This is a genomic window from Nostoc sp. DSM 114160, assembly GCF_053470305.1.
Map to the genome: position 1 here is coordinate 1,556,288 of NZ_JBPFGO010000001.1, position 15,205 is coordinate 1,571,492.

The window sequence follows — 15,205 nt, forward strand, 5'->3', positions numbered from 1 at the left end:
GGAGCGAAGCGACGTGACGATAGCGCCCAGCGAATCTAGCACTAACGCTAGCGATTTGCTCACCTTAGCCTGTTGGATGGCAGGAGATTTTAGCAACTACAAGCAATCTTTTGCAAATCCGCAACTTTACGCCCACATTCACATTTATTTTCGTCCTTTACCGATTGAATTTTTTTCTGGTATCGGTTTCTATTCTGAACAAGCTTATGACCACGATTTATGGACACCCTATCGTCAAGGAGTACATCGACTAGTCGATTTGGGCGATCGCATTTATATCGAAAATTACAGCTTGAAAGACCCAGATGCTTTATGCAGGTGCAGCTCGTGAATTAGATATCCTCAAAACCATCACCCCAGAAAGTATCGAACGGCGTTATCACTGTTCAATGGTTTTCCAACGAGAAGGTGAAATGTTTCGAGGTAGTGTGGAACCAGGCAATCAATGTCTGATTCAACGCAATGGATGTCAGACATATCTTGTCAGCGAAGTAGAAATAACCGAGCGTACTTGGATAAGTCTAGATAAAGGTATGGATATTGAAACCCATAAGCAAATATGGGGATCTACTGCTGGGCCATTACAATTTGAAAAACGGGAGAGTTTTGCTGATGAATTACGTGCGGTGAGCGCCTGAAATGTTGATTCAGCTTGAATCTGTTAAAACCAAAATGTTGCCTCCACTGGCTGAAAAAAAAATGCGCTGCTGGATTCGCAGCCGCCATTTGATTTGTTCGGGTAATTTTTTTATCTTCGAGACATTAGAATATACAACGATTGAGAGATTCTCTGAGTGCGTTGCTTCTTTAGGAGGAACAGTAATATGCGTTGACCCGGTTAACAAAATTTGGATGGGCGATCATCGCCAAGTAATTTTATATCAGGCAAAAGCTAGTTTACATACACCTCATCATAATTTGAAACAATACTGGATCAAATACGGTGGTTTCTACACTAGATTTGATGAGCGTGCTTGAGAGTTACTATCCTGTAGAAATTATTCTGACAGGCGTTTATACTCTAATTCAAAATTAAGTTTTGAATTTTAAATACTCCCCAAGGGGGTTGACGGCTAATTATTAATGTCTAATTGCTAATTTCTCATCGTGATTAGCTGTTAGTTATTAATAGTTAGCCGTCCAAGTTTGTTAGAAAATGTAACTAAAAAAATCCCCAAAAGTTGATAAGTTAATATCAATAACCAGTAGACTTATTGCAGAAGTAGGGAAAAGGGTAAGGGATAAAGGGTAAAGGTATGGAATTTTATCTTACTCTTTAACCTTTAACTTTTCCCCAACATCAAGGCAAAAGTTACTTTTGCAAGATGTCTAGTAATTAGTAAATCTTAATTATGAACTGTTATGCCTTTGCATTTTAGTATTCCCACGCTGCTGCAGAAATTTTATTTTACTTGACAAATTAGTTCCTTTTACCCACAATAACCCAACTATGCAGACCTTCTTAGACGAAGCAACCAGACGACGCCAATATCAAGCATTTCCCCAAACAGAACCTATAGAACTGTGGAATACTGCTTCAGTTGATGACATTGAAATTGTAATTCGAGCAGTTTATCGGCAAGTGTTGGGTAATGCTTACATCATGGAAAGTGAGCGGCTCGTAGTTCCAGAATCCCAACTCAAGCAAGGCATAATTGATGTGCGTGAGTTTGTGCGTCAAGTTGCCAAATCAGAATTATATCGCTCTAGATTTTTTGATAACGTTTACCGCTACCGAGCAATTGAACTTAACTTCAAACACCTACTCGGCCGCGCTCCCGATGACTACTCTGAAACTAAATATCACAGCAACATTTTAGATGAGAAAGGTTTTGAAGCGGACATTGATTCTTATCTTGATAGCGACGAGTATCTAGAGGCCTTTGGCGAGAACATAGTGCCATATTACCGGGGTTATAAAACTCAAACGGGCAAAAAGATATTGGAATTTACCAATATGTTACAATTGCTTCGGAGCAATTCTAGCAGTGACAAGAATCTAGCATCGAATAATGAACCTCAACTGGTGCGATCGCTAATTACCAACGCTCCCTACGGTAGACAGAAACTCACGGATATTAGTGCATTGCTGGCTGAAATATTCAAGCCCAAGCCAGAAACTGCTGCTCCAGTTAATACATTTATTGCAGCTCCTACAGCAGCCGAGGAAAGCTTGCGGCAAAAGATTAAAGAGCAAGAAAGCCAGATTGCAACTTTGCAACAACAATTAGCAGACTTAAGACCATTTGCCAGCATCGGCACAACAAAATTTAGTAGTAGTTGGCAGTCTTCTAGTTTGCCCACTAGCACAGGAGAATATACATCTTTGCAACAGCAAGCTGACGCCCAAGAAAAACAGATTGCAGCTTTGCAAGAGCAAATTGCTGATGCTCGACGATCTGCGACAATTGGGGAAGCCCGGTTGAATAAATGGCGCAGTCGCGTTTTTAATGGCTAATTTCTCTAATATTTCTCTAATGTTTAGTTTTATCGGGTGGGTTAGGCAAGTTTAACTCACCCGTTTTTTACTGTATACATAATATAAAATCCAGACCTCGTTGGTGAATTCAAAATCAAACAAGCTAAAAGTCATTAGTCATTAGTCATTAGTCATTAGTCATTAGTCCTTTGTCATTTGTGTTTACCAAGGACAAAGGACAATTGACAAAGGACAACCTCACCAGTTGATGTGCTTTTCTTTTTGCGTAAAATCTTAAAGATTTCCTGATATTTTCCGAGTAAGCTTGAAACAACAAATAATCAGAAAGTGTCTGAATTATTGTTCTAATAGACTTACAACTTATGAAAAAAGCTATAATTTATCGATATCGTACTTATGGACTAGTTGGGTTAATATCCTTAAGCGCTGTATTAACTACACCTACATCTGCCTTAACACAATTGGCAGGCGATTCCCCAATTGGGCAAACTCCTATCCCCACTGCCAACTTAATCTGGCCAACCAAAGGGTTTATTTCTCAAGGCTTCCGCAAATATCAACATGAAGGCATTGATATTGCAGGGGAATCTGGAACTCCTGTTGTTGCTGCGGCATCCGGTACAGTTGTTAAAGCAGGTTGGGATAATTGGGGATTAGGAAATGCCATAACTATTAAACATCTCGATGGCAGCATTACTGTTTACGGACACAATCGCCGTTTGTTGGTGAGCAAGGGGTCAACAGGTCATTCAAGGTCAAATGATTGCCGAGATGGGATCTACAGGCAATAGTACAGCACCTCATCTGCACTTTGAAGTTCATCCAAATGGTCGAATAGCAATAGACCCCCTGCGTTTGTTGACATCCGTAACTGCAAGTGCTGGCTTTGGTTCTAAAGTTCAGCAAGTGGATAAGCAGAACCGCCCAGTTTCGCCACCCCCAGTAGCAAATCAAGTTTCACCCTCACAGCAGCCAATTCCTATAGATTTTGCACCTGTAAGCACTGATACTAAATGTAATGGAATTATTCTTATTGAAGGTGAGACTATCAGCTCTCGTATAAAAGTCTGTAAAGAAAATGGTCAATTATTTTATATTGGGCAATTGAAGCAAGCCCCAAGCAAGCCTATAAAGATAGTAGCTTTAAATATTGGTAAAGACAGATATCGAGCAGATAATGGTAGTTTTTATTATTTAGTCACTCCACAAAGAGTTGAAGTTTGGCGAAATGGCAATCAGATTCGTTCTGACAGTTTTTATAATTTAACGAAATCGCCTTGATATTTCTACCTTACTTTGGTGAAGATGGTTATTTTAAATATCACTCTTTGCTATATTCAGATTGTTAAAAACTTAACTTCAGTTCAGGTTTTGAACCGTTTTGATACCCCCTGCCTACCAAAGCTTCAGACAGGGGGTATTACAGCAATCAGTTGAAGAAGAATGCAGAATTCAGAATTCTGACTCTTGAATTCTGTTCAATAAAACTTTCAGTTTAAATACACTTGCTAAAAGTTAAGTGTTAATTGAAGCAAGTGGTTGAGAGCCATTTGGCACAGAGCCATTATTTAGGATAGGCTGACGAGTTTTCAGATCAAATTTGAAGCCATGTGGCAAAATATGAAGCTTTGCTCCACAAATCGCCAAAGACTCATCCTTCAAAATTTCGCCCATATTGTTATATGTAGCTTCTGATTCATCAACAATCGTAACCGCACCTTCACCAATTACTTCAACTTGGTTATCTACCACTACCATAGCGGTATTTTCATCAATCCCAAATCCCAAGACAGCAGGCTGTAGTATCAAAGCTGATATTAAACGTCCCAAGCGTCCTCGTTGGGAAAAATGCTGGTCAATTACTACCCCTGGTAAAAATCCCATACCTGGGCCCATTTCGACAGTTTCAATCCGAGGATGTGTTTCTGAGTCGCCTTCCACAATCATTACGTCTGGCATTACAGCAGCTCCGGCGCTTGTGCCTGCAATAACTGCGCCTTCAGAAAAGCGTTGGTGAATAGCCGTATCGATTTCGGTATCTTTGAGGATGCTGGTAATACGAGCTTGGTCTCCCCCTGTAAAAAACACCCCAGTTGCTTTACTAATAGCTTCCAATGCGGTAGATGAAGCTGCATCTTCACGGGTTTCTGTATCAATAATGCGAACAGTTTCGGCTCCCAGGCGCTCAAACACTCTGATGTAATTTTCTCCCACTTCTCTTGGTAGTTCTGTGGCTGCTGTCAGAATTACAATATATGCCTTTGTGCCTCCAGCGCGTCTTACAAAGTCCCGCAAAATTACGGAATCACCCTCTTTATCTTCGGCTCCCCCAATAATTACTAACTGCTTTTTGATATTACTTTCAACCATGATGCCCCCTGGGATTTGAGTTAATAAATTTCACTAAAACATGACAATTCAATGTATCAAATCATCCCTTTGATAGATTACTTGATAAAAGTAGGGTTAACATTTGCGTAGACGCATACCCATACGGGGATCTTGCTATGCAAAGCGTCTGTCTGCGACACGCTGTTCGCGTTCGTACAGAAGCGGCTTGTCGTTAGACATCGCAATTAGACCAAAGTACTCTTCTGAAAAATTATTAATTTTCCAGTTGCTAAATAAAATCTACAACATCAACTGCCTCTAGAAGTATTTTCTAGAGGCATTTTTGGCTATATTGCTAATGGTCGATTGGAGATTTATCGGGCGATGTAAGTAATTGGTATTGACCCTAGCTGGATGCAAATAGATGTCTGATGGCAAGTCCTAATGAACTTGACTTTTGTAAAGCAAGTTAGTTAAGAAAAAACGTGCTTGTTCGAGTGGGAGATGCCTGGGTTTGCCTTGGTAGACAATTTGATATTCATTCATGTCTGGGCCATCTCCATGTCCAGAGATCAGCTTTTGGTGAAAAGCTTCGTCAGCCAGTTCTCGAATTTCATCTCTTAGAGCAGCTTGTGTGCTATTCATACTTTGCTGTCTTTTTATACTGTCTTTTTAATGCCCTACATCTATTTATACAATTTTTAGATGAGTGTTGTACCTTTCAAAGGTTATATCTTCAATTATTCATGAGGATGAATTGACTGTTCTTGGTTCCTGACAGAAGATTAAAGATTTAATTATGCCTTAAGATAGTTAAAAATGCTTAGTAATAAAGTTAACGTGGGTTCTGATTAGCTCAGTGGCAAAGCCGTTACTCTCCAAAATTAACCTGAGTCAATTTACAATCAATAAGTCTGAGTAACTACAACTCAGCATTAAAAATTCAGGGTGTTTAGCCGAAGGTTCGTAATCAATGGTTCTACAAAAAAGCAGTGAATTAGTCCGCATTAATGCTAGAAGAACGGATGTATTCGATATTTTCAACTTCAAGCATTACCTTGGCCCCAACCCTTATTTAAATGTAGGGGCGCTAGCATTTGATTTTGCTCTAATTGACTCTAGAGAGCCTTTACCCATTGAAGATTATATTGCCAGCATTGGCGATCGCTATCCAAATCTTCGCGATCAGACCTACGAATCTTATGCCCATCTCTTTGCCCAAGTTGTCTCCGAAGCCGGAAAATTGGACATGGATTTACACCTTGACCGCTGGAGTGTGAAGCCATATCCAAATCTCACGCGGATTAGCATCCAATCACTACATGAACGCACAACTAGAGAGGTAATTTACTTTGTTTGGGATTGGTTTGAAGCCATTACCCAAGACGAAGACTTTGCCTTTGATGAGCAGCTAGTAAGACTGCAAGATAGATTTCGCGCATCTGTCTACGGAGGCCCCACGGTTTACGCCCTATTGCGAACAGCTTATGAAAAAGGTATTCCCGCCTTTTATTTGTGGGAAGAAGGATTGATGCAATACGGTTTAGGAAAAAAACACGTCCGGGGGGTAGCAACAACATTTAACTGTGATAGCCATCTAGATTCCGAGTTTACTACCCGCAAAGATGATTGTAAGGCATTTTTGAAAACCTTGGGTTTCCCTGTGCCTGAAGGTAGCATTGTCTTTACCGAGAAAGAAGCCTTGGCAGCAGCAAGAGAAATTGGCTACCCAGTGGCAGTTAAGCCAGTGGTAGGGTCACAAAGGAATTGGCGTTACGGCTGATGTGCAAGACTCAAAAGAACTGATATCTGCTTATAATCGGTCACTGGCAGCGATTCCCGAAAATCAGCAAACCCGAATAATTGTTGAGAAAAGCATCTCAGGATCGGATTTTCGGATGTTGTGTGTCAATGGTCGATTCGTCGCCGCCACAGAACGCCGTCCCGCATCAGTTGTGGGTGATGGGTATTTAACGCTTGCAGAGTTAATTCGCGAAGAGAACCGCAAACCTGCACGTTTAGACACGCCAACCTCGCCGATGAGTAAAATTCAGATCGATGAAGCGATGGAACTCTACCTAGAGGAACAGCGTTTATCATTAGACAGCGTGATTGAGAAAGGACGCACTGTTTACCTGCGTAAAGTTGCCAATCTTTCAGCTGGAGGTATGAGCATTGATGCAACCTCAACAGTTCATGCTGACAATATTATCTTGGCGCAAGATATTGCCCAACATTTCCAACTGACTTGTCTGGGAATTGATGTGATTACCAAAAGTCTTGCAGAATCTTGGAAATCCAGTAACTTTGCTATCTTGGAAATCAATGCTGCACCAGGCGTTTTAATGCATCTTAAACCTTCTGTTGGTGAAAGTGTTGATGTACCTTCTCATATTTTAGAAACCTTTTTTGAGTCGGGTACGGATGCCAGGATACCAATTATGACCTTTAACAAAATCTCAGTTGAAGAACTGCAAGCAACGATTGACCATATCCTTTTGCAAAATCCCAACTGGACAATAGGTGCTGTTTGTCGTGATGCCGTTTTTGTGAATCGCTCGAAAAAAGTATTAAGCAAAGATTACAACAGTAATGTTCAAACTTTGCTACGTCATCCCAAACTTGATTTGCTAATTGCCGAGTATTCTGAAGAAATCCTCGAAGAACAGGGCATATTTTACCAAAATAGTAATATCGTAGTTTTGGATAATCCCACCGAAACTGAGATGATTTTGGCGCGAGATGTTTTCGATGGTTCGACTGTGGTGATTAAAAAAGGCAACGATATTTCTATTCGTCGCAAAGGGTTAATTGAAGATTATACTTTGGGTGAAGATGAACCATTTACACGGGTTTATTTGAAGGAAACTGGAGCAATTTTGTAAGTGAAGTAAATAGCGAATGGGGCAGGGGAGCAGGGGAGTAGAGGAGAAAGTTGCAGTAAGTTTTTACCCTCTGCCCCTTTGCTTCTTCCCATGCCCAATTTACAGTTCAACCTTCCAATGCTGGCGAGATTAAAGCTGTTTACGGACACGATCGCTTCTATTATGGATGGAACAAACAAGTGAAATCCTCTTCTCTTCTGCCTCCTGCCTCACTTCGGCTACGCTCAGTGACCACCTGCCTCCTGCCTTGTTTTTTAGGAGAATGCCTAGAGTCAGCTAAACTAAAGAAGAAATTGCTTAAGAAGTTTTAATAATTCTGCTGTTATGAGTACTGCACCTGTTAATTCTCCCGAAAAACCTGAATCTACATTCGGGAAGCGTCTGAGAAACTTCTTAATTGTAATGGTAGCGATCGCACTTAGCGTTTCTCTGGTCTTAGGATTGCGAACTGAAACAACCTCGGCAACTCTAGCTAAGTTAAGCGAGACTTCCACACCTTTAGAAGTAGCAATCAGCAATGGCAAACCATCTTTAGTCGAGTTTTATGCTGATTGGTGTACTGTCTGCCAAAAAATGGCACCAGATATCACTCAACTAGAAACAGAGTATGCTGACAAGATGAATTTTGTCATGCTGAATGTAGATAATACTAAGTGGCTGCCGGAAATGCTGAGATATCGGGTGGATGGAATTCCCCATTTTGTATTTTTGAGTCAGCAAGGAGAAACCATAGCCCAAGCCATCGGCGATCAACCCCGGACGATTATGGCTAGTAATTTAGAAGCTTTGGTTACTGGTTCTTCTCTGCCTTATGCTCAAGCTAGCGGCAAAGTTTCCAAATTTTCAGCCCCAGTAGCACCAACGGCGAATCAAGACGATCCCCGCAGTCATGGGAGCCAGGTGGTAAATTAAAATAATTCGTAATACTTCGGCTACGCCCAACTCTTGGAGAGGCTGCGCCAACGACTACGCTCAGGACAAGCTCAGTACAAGTTCGTAATTCGTAGTTAAAGACTGTTATGTAATGGGATATTCTATGTAAGAGATTGCCGCTTGAGACGCTTTTGAGCATACATTAATTTGTCAGACCTGGCGATTAGTTGTTCTAGTGACATATTGCTCTCTGGTGAGTAACGCTCTATGCCGATACTCATCGAAAGTTTATAGCTACGGTTTTGCTGTTGATTAAAGTTAGCGATATTTGTTTGTAGACGCGCTTGGATAGTATCAGCGTCCTTAAAGTAGCTTGAGATGAAAACAATGAACTCATCCCCACCCAAACGGGCAACAATATCTGAGTTCCGAAAACTTTGCTTAAGTAATCGACCAGCATCAATAATCAAGGCATCTCCCATGTCATGACCAAGGGTGTCGTTAACCTGTTTTAGTCCATCTAAATCAATGAAGATAACCCAGCAAAACACTTTCATGCGGTGAGCAATTTTCAACTGCTGTGCAGCCATCAGCAAGAATGCACGTCGGTTATGCAAACCTGTTAGTTCATCTGTCAGCGATAACTGTCTTCCTTCGATCTCTGCTTGTTTGCGGTAGCGAACTTCCTGAATGAGTTCTATTTGAGCGATCGCTTGACGACTTAGACGGCGCAGTGCATCTAACTGCTGATAACTTAAGTGATGAGGAATGGTATCTAGAACACACAACGTCCCAATTGGAAAACCATCAGGCGTAATTAAAGGAACACCAGCATAAAAACGAATTTTGGGATTACCTTTGACTAAGGGATTGTTATTAAAGCGATCGTCTTTAAGGGCGTTAGGAACCACTAATATTTCCTCTGGTTGTAGAATGGCATAGGAACAAAAAGACCCATCTCTGGCTATTTCGCTGCTTTCTAGTCCAAGCTTAGATTTAAACCATTGGCGATCGCTATCAACTAAGCTAATTAAAGCAATTGGAGTCTTACAAATGTAGGCAGCGATCGCAGTTAGGTCATCAAATGCTTGTTCGGGTAGGGTATCTAGAATATTGTAGTCTGCCAGCGCTTTGAGCCTTTGTGCTTCATTGTCAGGTAGAGGAACAGGTTGGGTTTTCACAGATGAGTGTCTACGCCTTAGCCAGGAAAGTCTAAGACATTGTAAATTTTGAAACAACCGCAGTACTACCTCTCCAGCTACAAAGCTGGGTAACATAAATATCTCTGCAACAAAAATCAACATTCGGTTGAATATACAGAAATATTTTATTACATGATGTTCTTCATGCCTTTGGTTTGCTCTGTTGTTCATGTCACCCTAACTTTCCCTGTGCAAATTCCTTAAGTATCTAGATACTTACAAGGTCTTTTGCCCAAAGAAATCTTAAAAAATATCAATATTCGCAAAAAATTATCAAAACTTATTATGTTGTTAAAGTTCTTTATCATGAATTAATGTTTTTGATACCATTAATTTGTTTATATCTACGTGAGTTCCGAGGATTAGAAACGGATTAGGAGAACTTCTTCTCATAATTTGCTTAAGCGATGTCTACGATGGGCTACGCCTACGCTTAACTTTGCAGCACAGTTTTGCTCATCTCTGCACGCTTACGCAAATATGATACGTATTTTAGAAGAAGTGGTAGACCGTCCCTCCTTACCAAGGGCAGCTACGGTGTATACACAAGTCTGAAATAGCTGAGAAATACACGGTTTTACCCCACCCTAACCCTCCCCGTATGTATTGGTGAGGGAACAAGATTTCTTATTTCCCCCCTTGATAAGGGGGGATTAAGGGGGGTAATTCGACTTATGTATACACCGTAGCCGATATATTGGGGAGGGAACTAGATTCCTGTTTCCCCCCAATACATCGGGGGGATTAAGGGGGGTCAGAAGGATTTGTATATACACGGTAGACCAAGGCAGGGGATTAAAACGATCTTAAATTGTCACGAATGATTTAGGACTGCTATATAAGCAACAGATACCTCGAAGTCGTTTTGAGGTACTCCAAAGTCGTTTCGAGGTACTCCAAAGTCGTTTCGAGGTACTCCAAAGTCGTTTCGAGGTACTCCAAAGTCGTTTCGAGGTACTCCAAAGTCGTTTCGAGGTACTTCAAAGTCGTTTTGAGGTACTCCAAAGTCGTTTCGAGGTACTTCAAAGTCGTTTTGAGGTACTCCAAAGTCGTTTTGAGGTACTTAAAAGTCGTTTTGAGGTACTCCAAACTTTATCGCACCGCGATCGAGTACACAGGTGCGTAGGCGTAGCCCACACTTCGACTTGGCTCAGTGACCATCGTAGGCATCGCTTTCATAAATTTTCACAAACAAATCAATTGCTTGACTTTTAAGACAGTCGCTACATTAATAGATTTTATTACAAGTAAGTAGGTCGGTAAAATAAAACCAAACTATATTAACAAAAATGAACGAGGCTAAAATCCTCTTCCCTCCTGCCAACTGAGCCTCCAGCAAGACTGCCTTATCCCAATGAAAAATATTTACGCCTACCTACTTAATCACCCGAACTTGATATAATTAGCTGGACACGATCTAAGATGCTAAATTCTCGAACGCGGTGGAATAATTTTCTCTACCTAGACTAATTTCCCGCATTACATTAAGCTCAAACTACTCTTTATACGACTCTAAAATTCCACTGCGAATCATTAGTTGTGGCCAAAACAACACAAAAAATGCCATCCACGTTCCTATTGGGATGGAAACGAGAACTGTTAGCCAGATAGTTTTAAATAGTAACCAGCTACCACCAATCAGTGTTACACCTGTGAGAACTATAGACCAGGGTTGACACCAGCAAGGTTTGTAGTTCCAAGGATTTATGGGCTTTTGTTCAGACATTAGTTTTATTTAGTCAAACTCCAAATATTCTTTTAATAATTATGAATTGTTTTGCCAGATTAAGTTTTATCGTACTCTATTTTGCCATAGTCAAGTTTGATAATTCGGTCTGCTAAATGAAAATAGCGATCGTCATGGCTAATTACCAGTACTGTTTTGCCCCGCGATCGCAGTTCTGGGAGAAGTTGAGTGTAGAATATTTCTTTGAATACTGGATCTTGATCGGCTGCCCACTCATCAAACAGATAAATTGGTCGATCTTCCAAATAGGCTGTGAGTAAAGCTAGCCGTTTTCGTTGTCCTTGAGAAAGAGCAGTGGTAGAAAGTTGTCCATTCTCAACTTTCACCTTATGGTCTAGTTGCAGTTTTTGTAAATATTTTCTGGCTTGAGCATCCAAGTAAGAATTTTTTAATCCTAAAAGTTCTTCAAATAAATAAAAGTCGGAAAACACCACGGAAAAATGCTGGCGATACCATTCTCGATTCTCTTCGCTAATTAACTCATCATCAAACCAGATTTCGCCGTTTTCTGGGATATAAAGCCCAGTAATTAATTTAGCTAATGTAGATTTACCGCTACCATTACCGCCAACAATAAAGACTAATTCTTGAGGATAAAGTGTTAGATCGACGGGGCCAAAAATAAAGCTATTGTCTTCTTGCTCTGTGTAGTAAGTGTGGGTGACACTTTGAAATTTTAACTTTTGCCAGTCAGATTTCAGAGCAGGTGGAACAGTGGATATTTCCGTTCGACTAGCTAGAGATAAACCCAGTGACTCAATTTTTTGTAAAGCAATGCTGGCTTTGCTTAATAGAGGAAGTTTACTAATGATGTTATCCATTGGTAACACCAAGTAAGTGAAGGTCAAAATGTAGCCAGAGAGAGTTTCGGGATTGATAGTAAACAGATTAGGCAACACGAATAATACAAAACCGAGAGCAAAAAAGAATATGAGTTGACCCCAGCTTGAAGTTATGGCAAAAAGGCTTAGACCGTTAACGTTGTGATTGCGAAACTCGTTAGCAGTTGATTGTAGTTTTTTTTCTAAAAAGTCTTCACGCCGCCTGTAGTTTAGTTTGAGTTCCTTGACTCCTTCGGTAATGGTGCGAAAATGTTTAAATAGATGATCTTCATCTTCACGAGCTAAAGTCAGTAATTTACCGCCTCTATTGAGTAGCCACTGACAACTAGCGATCGCAACTACTGAAATCCCACAAACCATCAACAATACTAACCAAGAAAGCCAGGTTATATATGTTATACAACCCAAGACGATCGCTAAATTAATAAAGATAAAAGGCATCTGATAAACAGCATTAGCCACCGCCTGAATATCTTCTGTTAAAGTAGCCAATAATCGAGGATTCCCTAAGCGTTCCAGATGACTCAACTCGGAAGCGAGAATCTGACGACTTAAACGCATCCGTAATTGCAAGACTGCATTCTGAGAAAGGCGAATCAGCATCACTTGAGAAACGATACTAGTAATTAGTGCAACTATAGCCAGCCCCGCAAAACCCCAAATTATCGATGTGAGGCGGGAAGCATTACCGCTACTTGCAGCATGGCTAATTAAGGCAATCAAGCCAGCACTACTACCGCCACTCAAAAATCCGGTAGCGATCGCGATCGCCACCATCCCCCACGAAGAACGCAAAAGAAAGTAAATCAAATTCATGACAGATGCCTATACCCAGTTGGACACAACAAAAAATGAAAATCTCTCTTTTTATGTCCCATGCGCGATTTCCATAATAGTTGTTTGCCAACCAATCAAATTTGCATTGCGAGGGTAGATTTTATATTTTACCAGTTAAATACCCTTTCAAATATGACGATGAATCAGGCAGAAGGCAACATTGGACGATTTATAATCTTTAGGACTTTGTTTTGAGCAAAAATACATTTATAATTCCTTCTGCCTTCTGCCTTTCTTTGGTAAGCTAGTTGGAATTACAGCTAATTATGTCAAGAAACTGTCAAATTACCTGCTCAGTTTTTCAGGGTGAAATTTGCAATGACTGTGAATTTAAAGTCTTTAGAGAATCAAATTAATGTAGCCGGCAATTCTCAAACCGCTTCTGTCACTCAAGGAACCCGCTACGTTCCTTCGCACCATCGACGCATTCTGTGTATTTTTCCTAAGTACAGCCGTTCCTTTGGTACTTTTCATCATGCTTACCCACTGATGGGTAGTGTCCGGGCTTTTATGCCACCCCAAGGTATTTTAATTGTGGCTGCCTACTTACCTAAAGAATGGGAAGTGCGGTTTATTGATGAGAATGTCAAATCAGCAACTAGGGCTGATTATCAATGGGCTGATGTGGTGATTGTCAGTGGAATGCATATCCAAAAACCACAGATTAATCAAATTAACGAACTTGCCCATCGAGCCGGGAAAATTACCGTTGTCGGCGGCCCTTCCGTATCTGGGTGTCCAGAATATTATCCTGAGTTTGATATTTTACACTTGGGCGAATTGGGAGATGCTAGCGATCGCATGATCGAATATCTAGACCAAAACTCTCAACGTCCCCAACAACAAATTCGCTTTGAAACCAAGGAACGTTTACCCTTAACAGAGTTTCCCACCCCAGCTTATCATTTGCTGAATATCAATGATTACTTCTTGGCAAATGTGCAGTTTTCCAGTGGTTGCCCTTATCGCTGCGAGTTTTGCGATATTCCCGAACTCTATGGCAACAATCCCCGGATGAAAACGCCAGAGCAAGTAGTCGCGGAGTTAGATGCAATGCGACAATCTGGCAATTTAGGAGCAGTATATTTTGTTGATGATAACTTTGTTGGCGATCGCCGCGCCGCCATGAAGTTACTTCCTCATCTGATTGACTGGCAAAAACGCAATGGCTATCCCATCCAATTTGCCTGTGAAGCAACCCTTAACCTCGCTCAAAGTCCAAAGCTGCTGGAAATGATGCGCGAAGCTTATTTCTGCACAATCTTTTGCGGGATCGAAACACCAGAACCAAATGCCCTCCATGCGATTTCCAAAGACCAAAATCTGAGTATGCCAATCTTAAAAGCGATTCAGGTTTTAAATAGTTATGGTATGGAAGTAGTTTCGGGAATCATTATTGGGTTAGATACAGATACACCAGAAACAGCAGACCGAATTCTCGAATTTATTCGGGCATCGCAAATTCCCATGTTGACAATTAACCTGCTTCATGCATTACCGAGAACTCCATTATGGCGGAGATTAGAAGCAGAAGGGCGACTTGTCTATGATGAAAACCGGGAATCAAATGTTGAATTTTTGATGCCCTACGACCAAGTTGTTGAGATGTGGCGGCGCTGCATTACAACTGCTTATGAGCCGGAATTTTTATATCAGCGATTTGCCTACAATATGGAACACACCTATCCAAATCGCATCGAAGTTCCTAACAGCCCCTCTCGAACTTCTGCGGCTAATATTCGCAAGGGTTTAACTTATTTAACTAATATTTTGGTGCGGATAGGCTTATTTAGTAACTATCGTCAGACTTTCTGGAAAATGGCCAAGCCAGCACTAAAAGCAGGTAATATTGAAAACTTAGTTCACGTTGGACTTGTTGGACACCATTTGATTAAGTTTGCCCAAGATTGTGCCAAAAATGAAGAATCGGCTTCGTTTTATTCCCAGAAAATCGTTACGAAAGTTCGTAGCTAAGGTAACTATTAAAATAAGTTTTGAGAGCCTGAAAGTCTGTTAGAGGTATATACAGAACTGTAAAAAAGTAACCT

General features: G+C 40.8%; 9 protein-coding genes and 3 pseudogenes. 7 read left to right on the plus strand and 5 right to left on the minus strand.

The features are described from left to right. The first annotated feature begins 76 nt into the window (after nucleotides 1-76). The 4 genes and pseudogenes from NSTCB13_RS07385 (at nucleotide 77) to NSTCB13_RS07400 (ending at nucleotide 3,721) form a co-directional block, all read left to right on the plus strand. A pseudogene (locus NSTCB13_RS07385) lies at nucleotides 77-638 on the plus strand (CpcT/CpeT family chromophore lyase). 1 nt (nucleotide 639) lies between these two features. Continuing rightward, entirely contained in the window at nucleotides 640-978 is a 339-nt protein-coding gene (locus NSTCB13_RS07390) for a CpeR family transcriptional regulator (protein ID WP_445628971.1), read from the plus strand. Between the two features lie 472 nt (nucleotides 979-1,450). Beyond that, a complete protein-coding gene (locus NSTCB13_RS07395; protein ID WP_445628972.1) occupies nucleotides 1,451-2,458 on the plus strand; it encodes a phycobilisome rod-core linker polypeptide in 1,008 nt (335 codons plus the stop codon). Between the two features lie 344 nt (nucleotides 2,459-2,802). Continuing rightward, nucleotides 2,803-3,721, plus strand: a pseudogene (locus NSTCB13_RS07400) (peptidoglycan DD-metalloendopeptidase family protein). Between the two features lie 234 nt (nucleotides 3,722-3,955). On the opposite strand, the gene NSTCB13_RS07405 reads toward NSTCB13_RS07400, so the two are convergent. Next, nucleotides 3,956-4,810 carry a cyanophycinase gene (locus NSTCB13_RS07405; protein ID WP_445628974.1) on the minus strand — a complete coding sequence of 285 codons (855 nt, stop codon included), beginning with the start codon at nucleotides 4,808-4,810 and terminating at the stop codon, nucleotides 3,956-3,958. A 402-nt stretch (nucleotides 4,811-5,212) separates the two neighbouring features. Next, complete coding sequence (locus tag NSTCB13_RS07410) at nucleotides 5,213-5,416, minus strand: hypothetical protein (protein WP_445628975.1); 204 nt, start codon at nucleotides 5,414-5,416, stop codon at nucleotides 5,213-5,215. 328 nt (nucleotides 5,417-5,744) lie between these two features. Between NSTCB13_RS07410 and NSTCB13_RS07415 the strand changes: the two are divergent. Both NSTCB13_RS07415 and NSTCB13_RS07420 read left to right on the plus strand, forming a co-directional pair. Continuing rightward, nucleotides 5,745-7,656 (plus strand): annotated as a pseudogene (locus NSTCB13_RS07415) (ATP-binding protein). A gap of 324 nt (nucleotides 7,657-7,980) precedes the next feature. Next, complete coding sequence (locus NSTCB13_RS07420) at nucleotides 7,981-8,568, plus strand: thioredoxin family protein (RefSeq protein WP_445628977.1); 588 nt, start codon at nucleotides 7,981-7,983, stop codon at nucleotides 8,566-8,568. Nucleotides 8,569-8,690: 122 nt separating this feature from the next. On the opposite strand, the gene NSTCB13_RS07425 is transcribed toward NSTCB13_RS07420, so the two are convergent. The 3 genes from NSTCB13_RS07425 to NSTCB13_RS07435 all read right to left on the minus strand — a co-directional run bounded on the left by NSTCB13_RS07425 (nucleotide 8,691) and on the right by NSTCB13_RS07435 (nucleotide 13,136). Continuing rightward, complete coding sequence (locus NSTCB13_RS07425) at nucleotides 8,691-9,902, minus strand: sensor domain-containing diguanylate cyclase (RefSeq protein ID WP_448271827.1); 1,212 nt, start codon at nucleotides 9,900-9,902, stop codon at nucleotides 8,691-8,693. Between the two features lie 1,324 nt (nucleotides 9,903-11,226). Continuing rightward, a complete protein-coding gene (locus NSTCB13_RS07430) occupies nucleotides 11,227-11,457 on the minus strand; it encodes a DUF6737 family protein (RefSeq protein ID WP_448271828.1) in 231 nt (76 codons plus the stop codon). 59 nt (nucleotides 11,458-11,516) lie between these two features. Next, nucleotides 11,517-13,136, minus strand: coding sequence for a cyclic peptide export ABC transporter (locus NSTCB13_RS07435; protein ID WP_448271829.1), 1,620 nt, complete (start codon nucleotides 13,134-13,136; stop codon nucleotides 11,517-11,519). A gap of 339 nt (nucleotides 13,137-13,475) precedes the next feature. On the opposite strand from NSTCB13_RS07435, the gene NSTCB13_RS07440 reads away from it, so the two are divergent. Further along, nucleotides 13,476-15,131: a B12-binding domain-containing radical SAM protein gene (locus tag NSTCB13_RS07440; protein WP_448271830.1), complete on the plus strand. Its 1,656-nt coding sequence runs from the start codon at nucleotides 13,476-13,478 to the stop codon at nucleotides 15,129-15,131. The last annotated feature ends 74 nt before the right edge of the window (nucleotides 15,132-15,205 follow it).

Coding starts and splice junctions, on each gene's coding strand:
- NSTCB13_RS07390 (WP_445628971.1), top strand. CDS start 640: ATGTTGATTCAGCTTGAATCTGTTAAAACCAAAATGTTGCCTCCACTG.
- NSTCB13_RS07395 (WP_445628972.1), top strand. CDS start 1,451: ATGCAGACCTTCTTAGACGAAGCAACCAGACGACGCCAATATCAAGCA.
- NSTCB13_RS07405 (WP_445628974.1), bottom strand. CDS start 4,810: ATGGTTGAAAGTAATATCAAAAAGCAGTTAGTAATTATTGGGGGAGCC.
- NSTCB13_RS07410 (WP_445628975.1), bottom strand. CDS start 5,416: ATGAATAGCACACAAGCTGCTCTAAGAGATGAAATTCGAGAACTGGCT.
- NSTCB13_RS07420 (WP_445628977.1), top strand. CDS start 7,981: ATGAGTACTGCACCTGTTAATTCTCCCGAAAAACCTGAATCTACATTC.
- NSTCB13_RS07425 (WP_448271827.1), bottom strand. CDS start 9,902: ATGAACAACAGAGCAAACCAAAGGCATGAAGAACATCATGTAATAAAA.
- NSTCB13_RS07430 (WP_448271828.1), bottom strand. CDS start 11,457: ATGTCTGAACAAAAGCCCATAAATCCTTGGAACTACAAACCTTGCTGG.
- NSTCB13_RS07435 (WP_448271829.1), bottom strand. CDS start 13,136: ATGAATTTGATTTACTTTCTTTTGCGTTCTTCGTGGGGGATGGTGGCG.
- NSTCB13_RS07440 (WP_448271830.1), top strand. CDS start 13,476: ATGACTGTGAATTTAAAGTCTTTAGAGAATCAAATTAATGTAGCCGGC.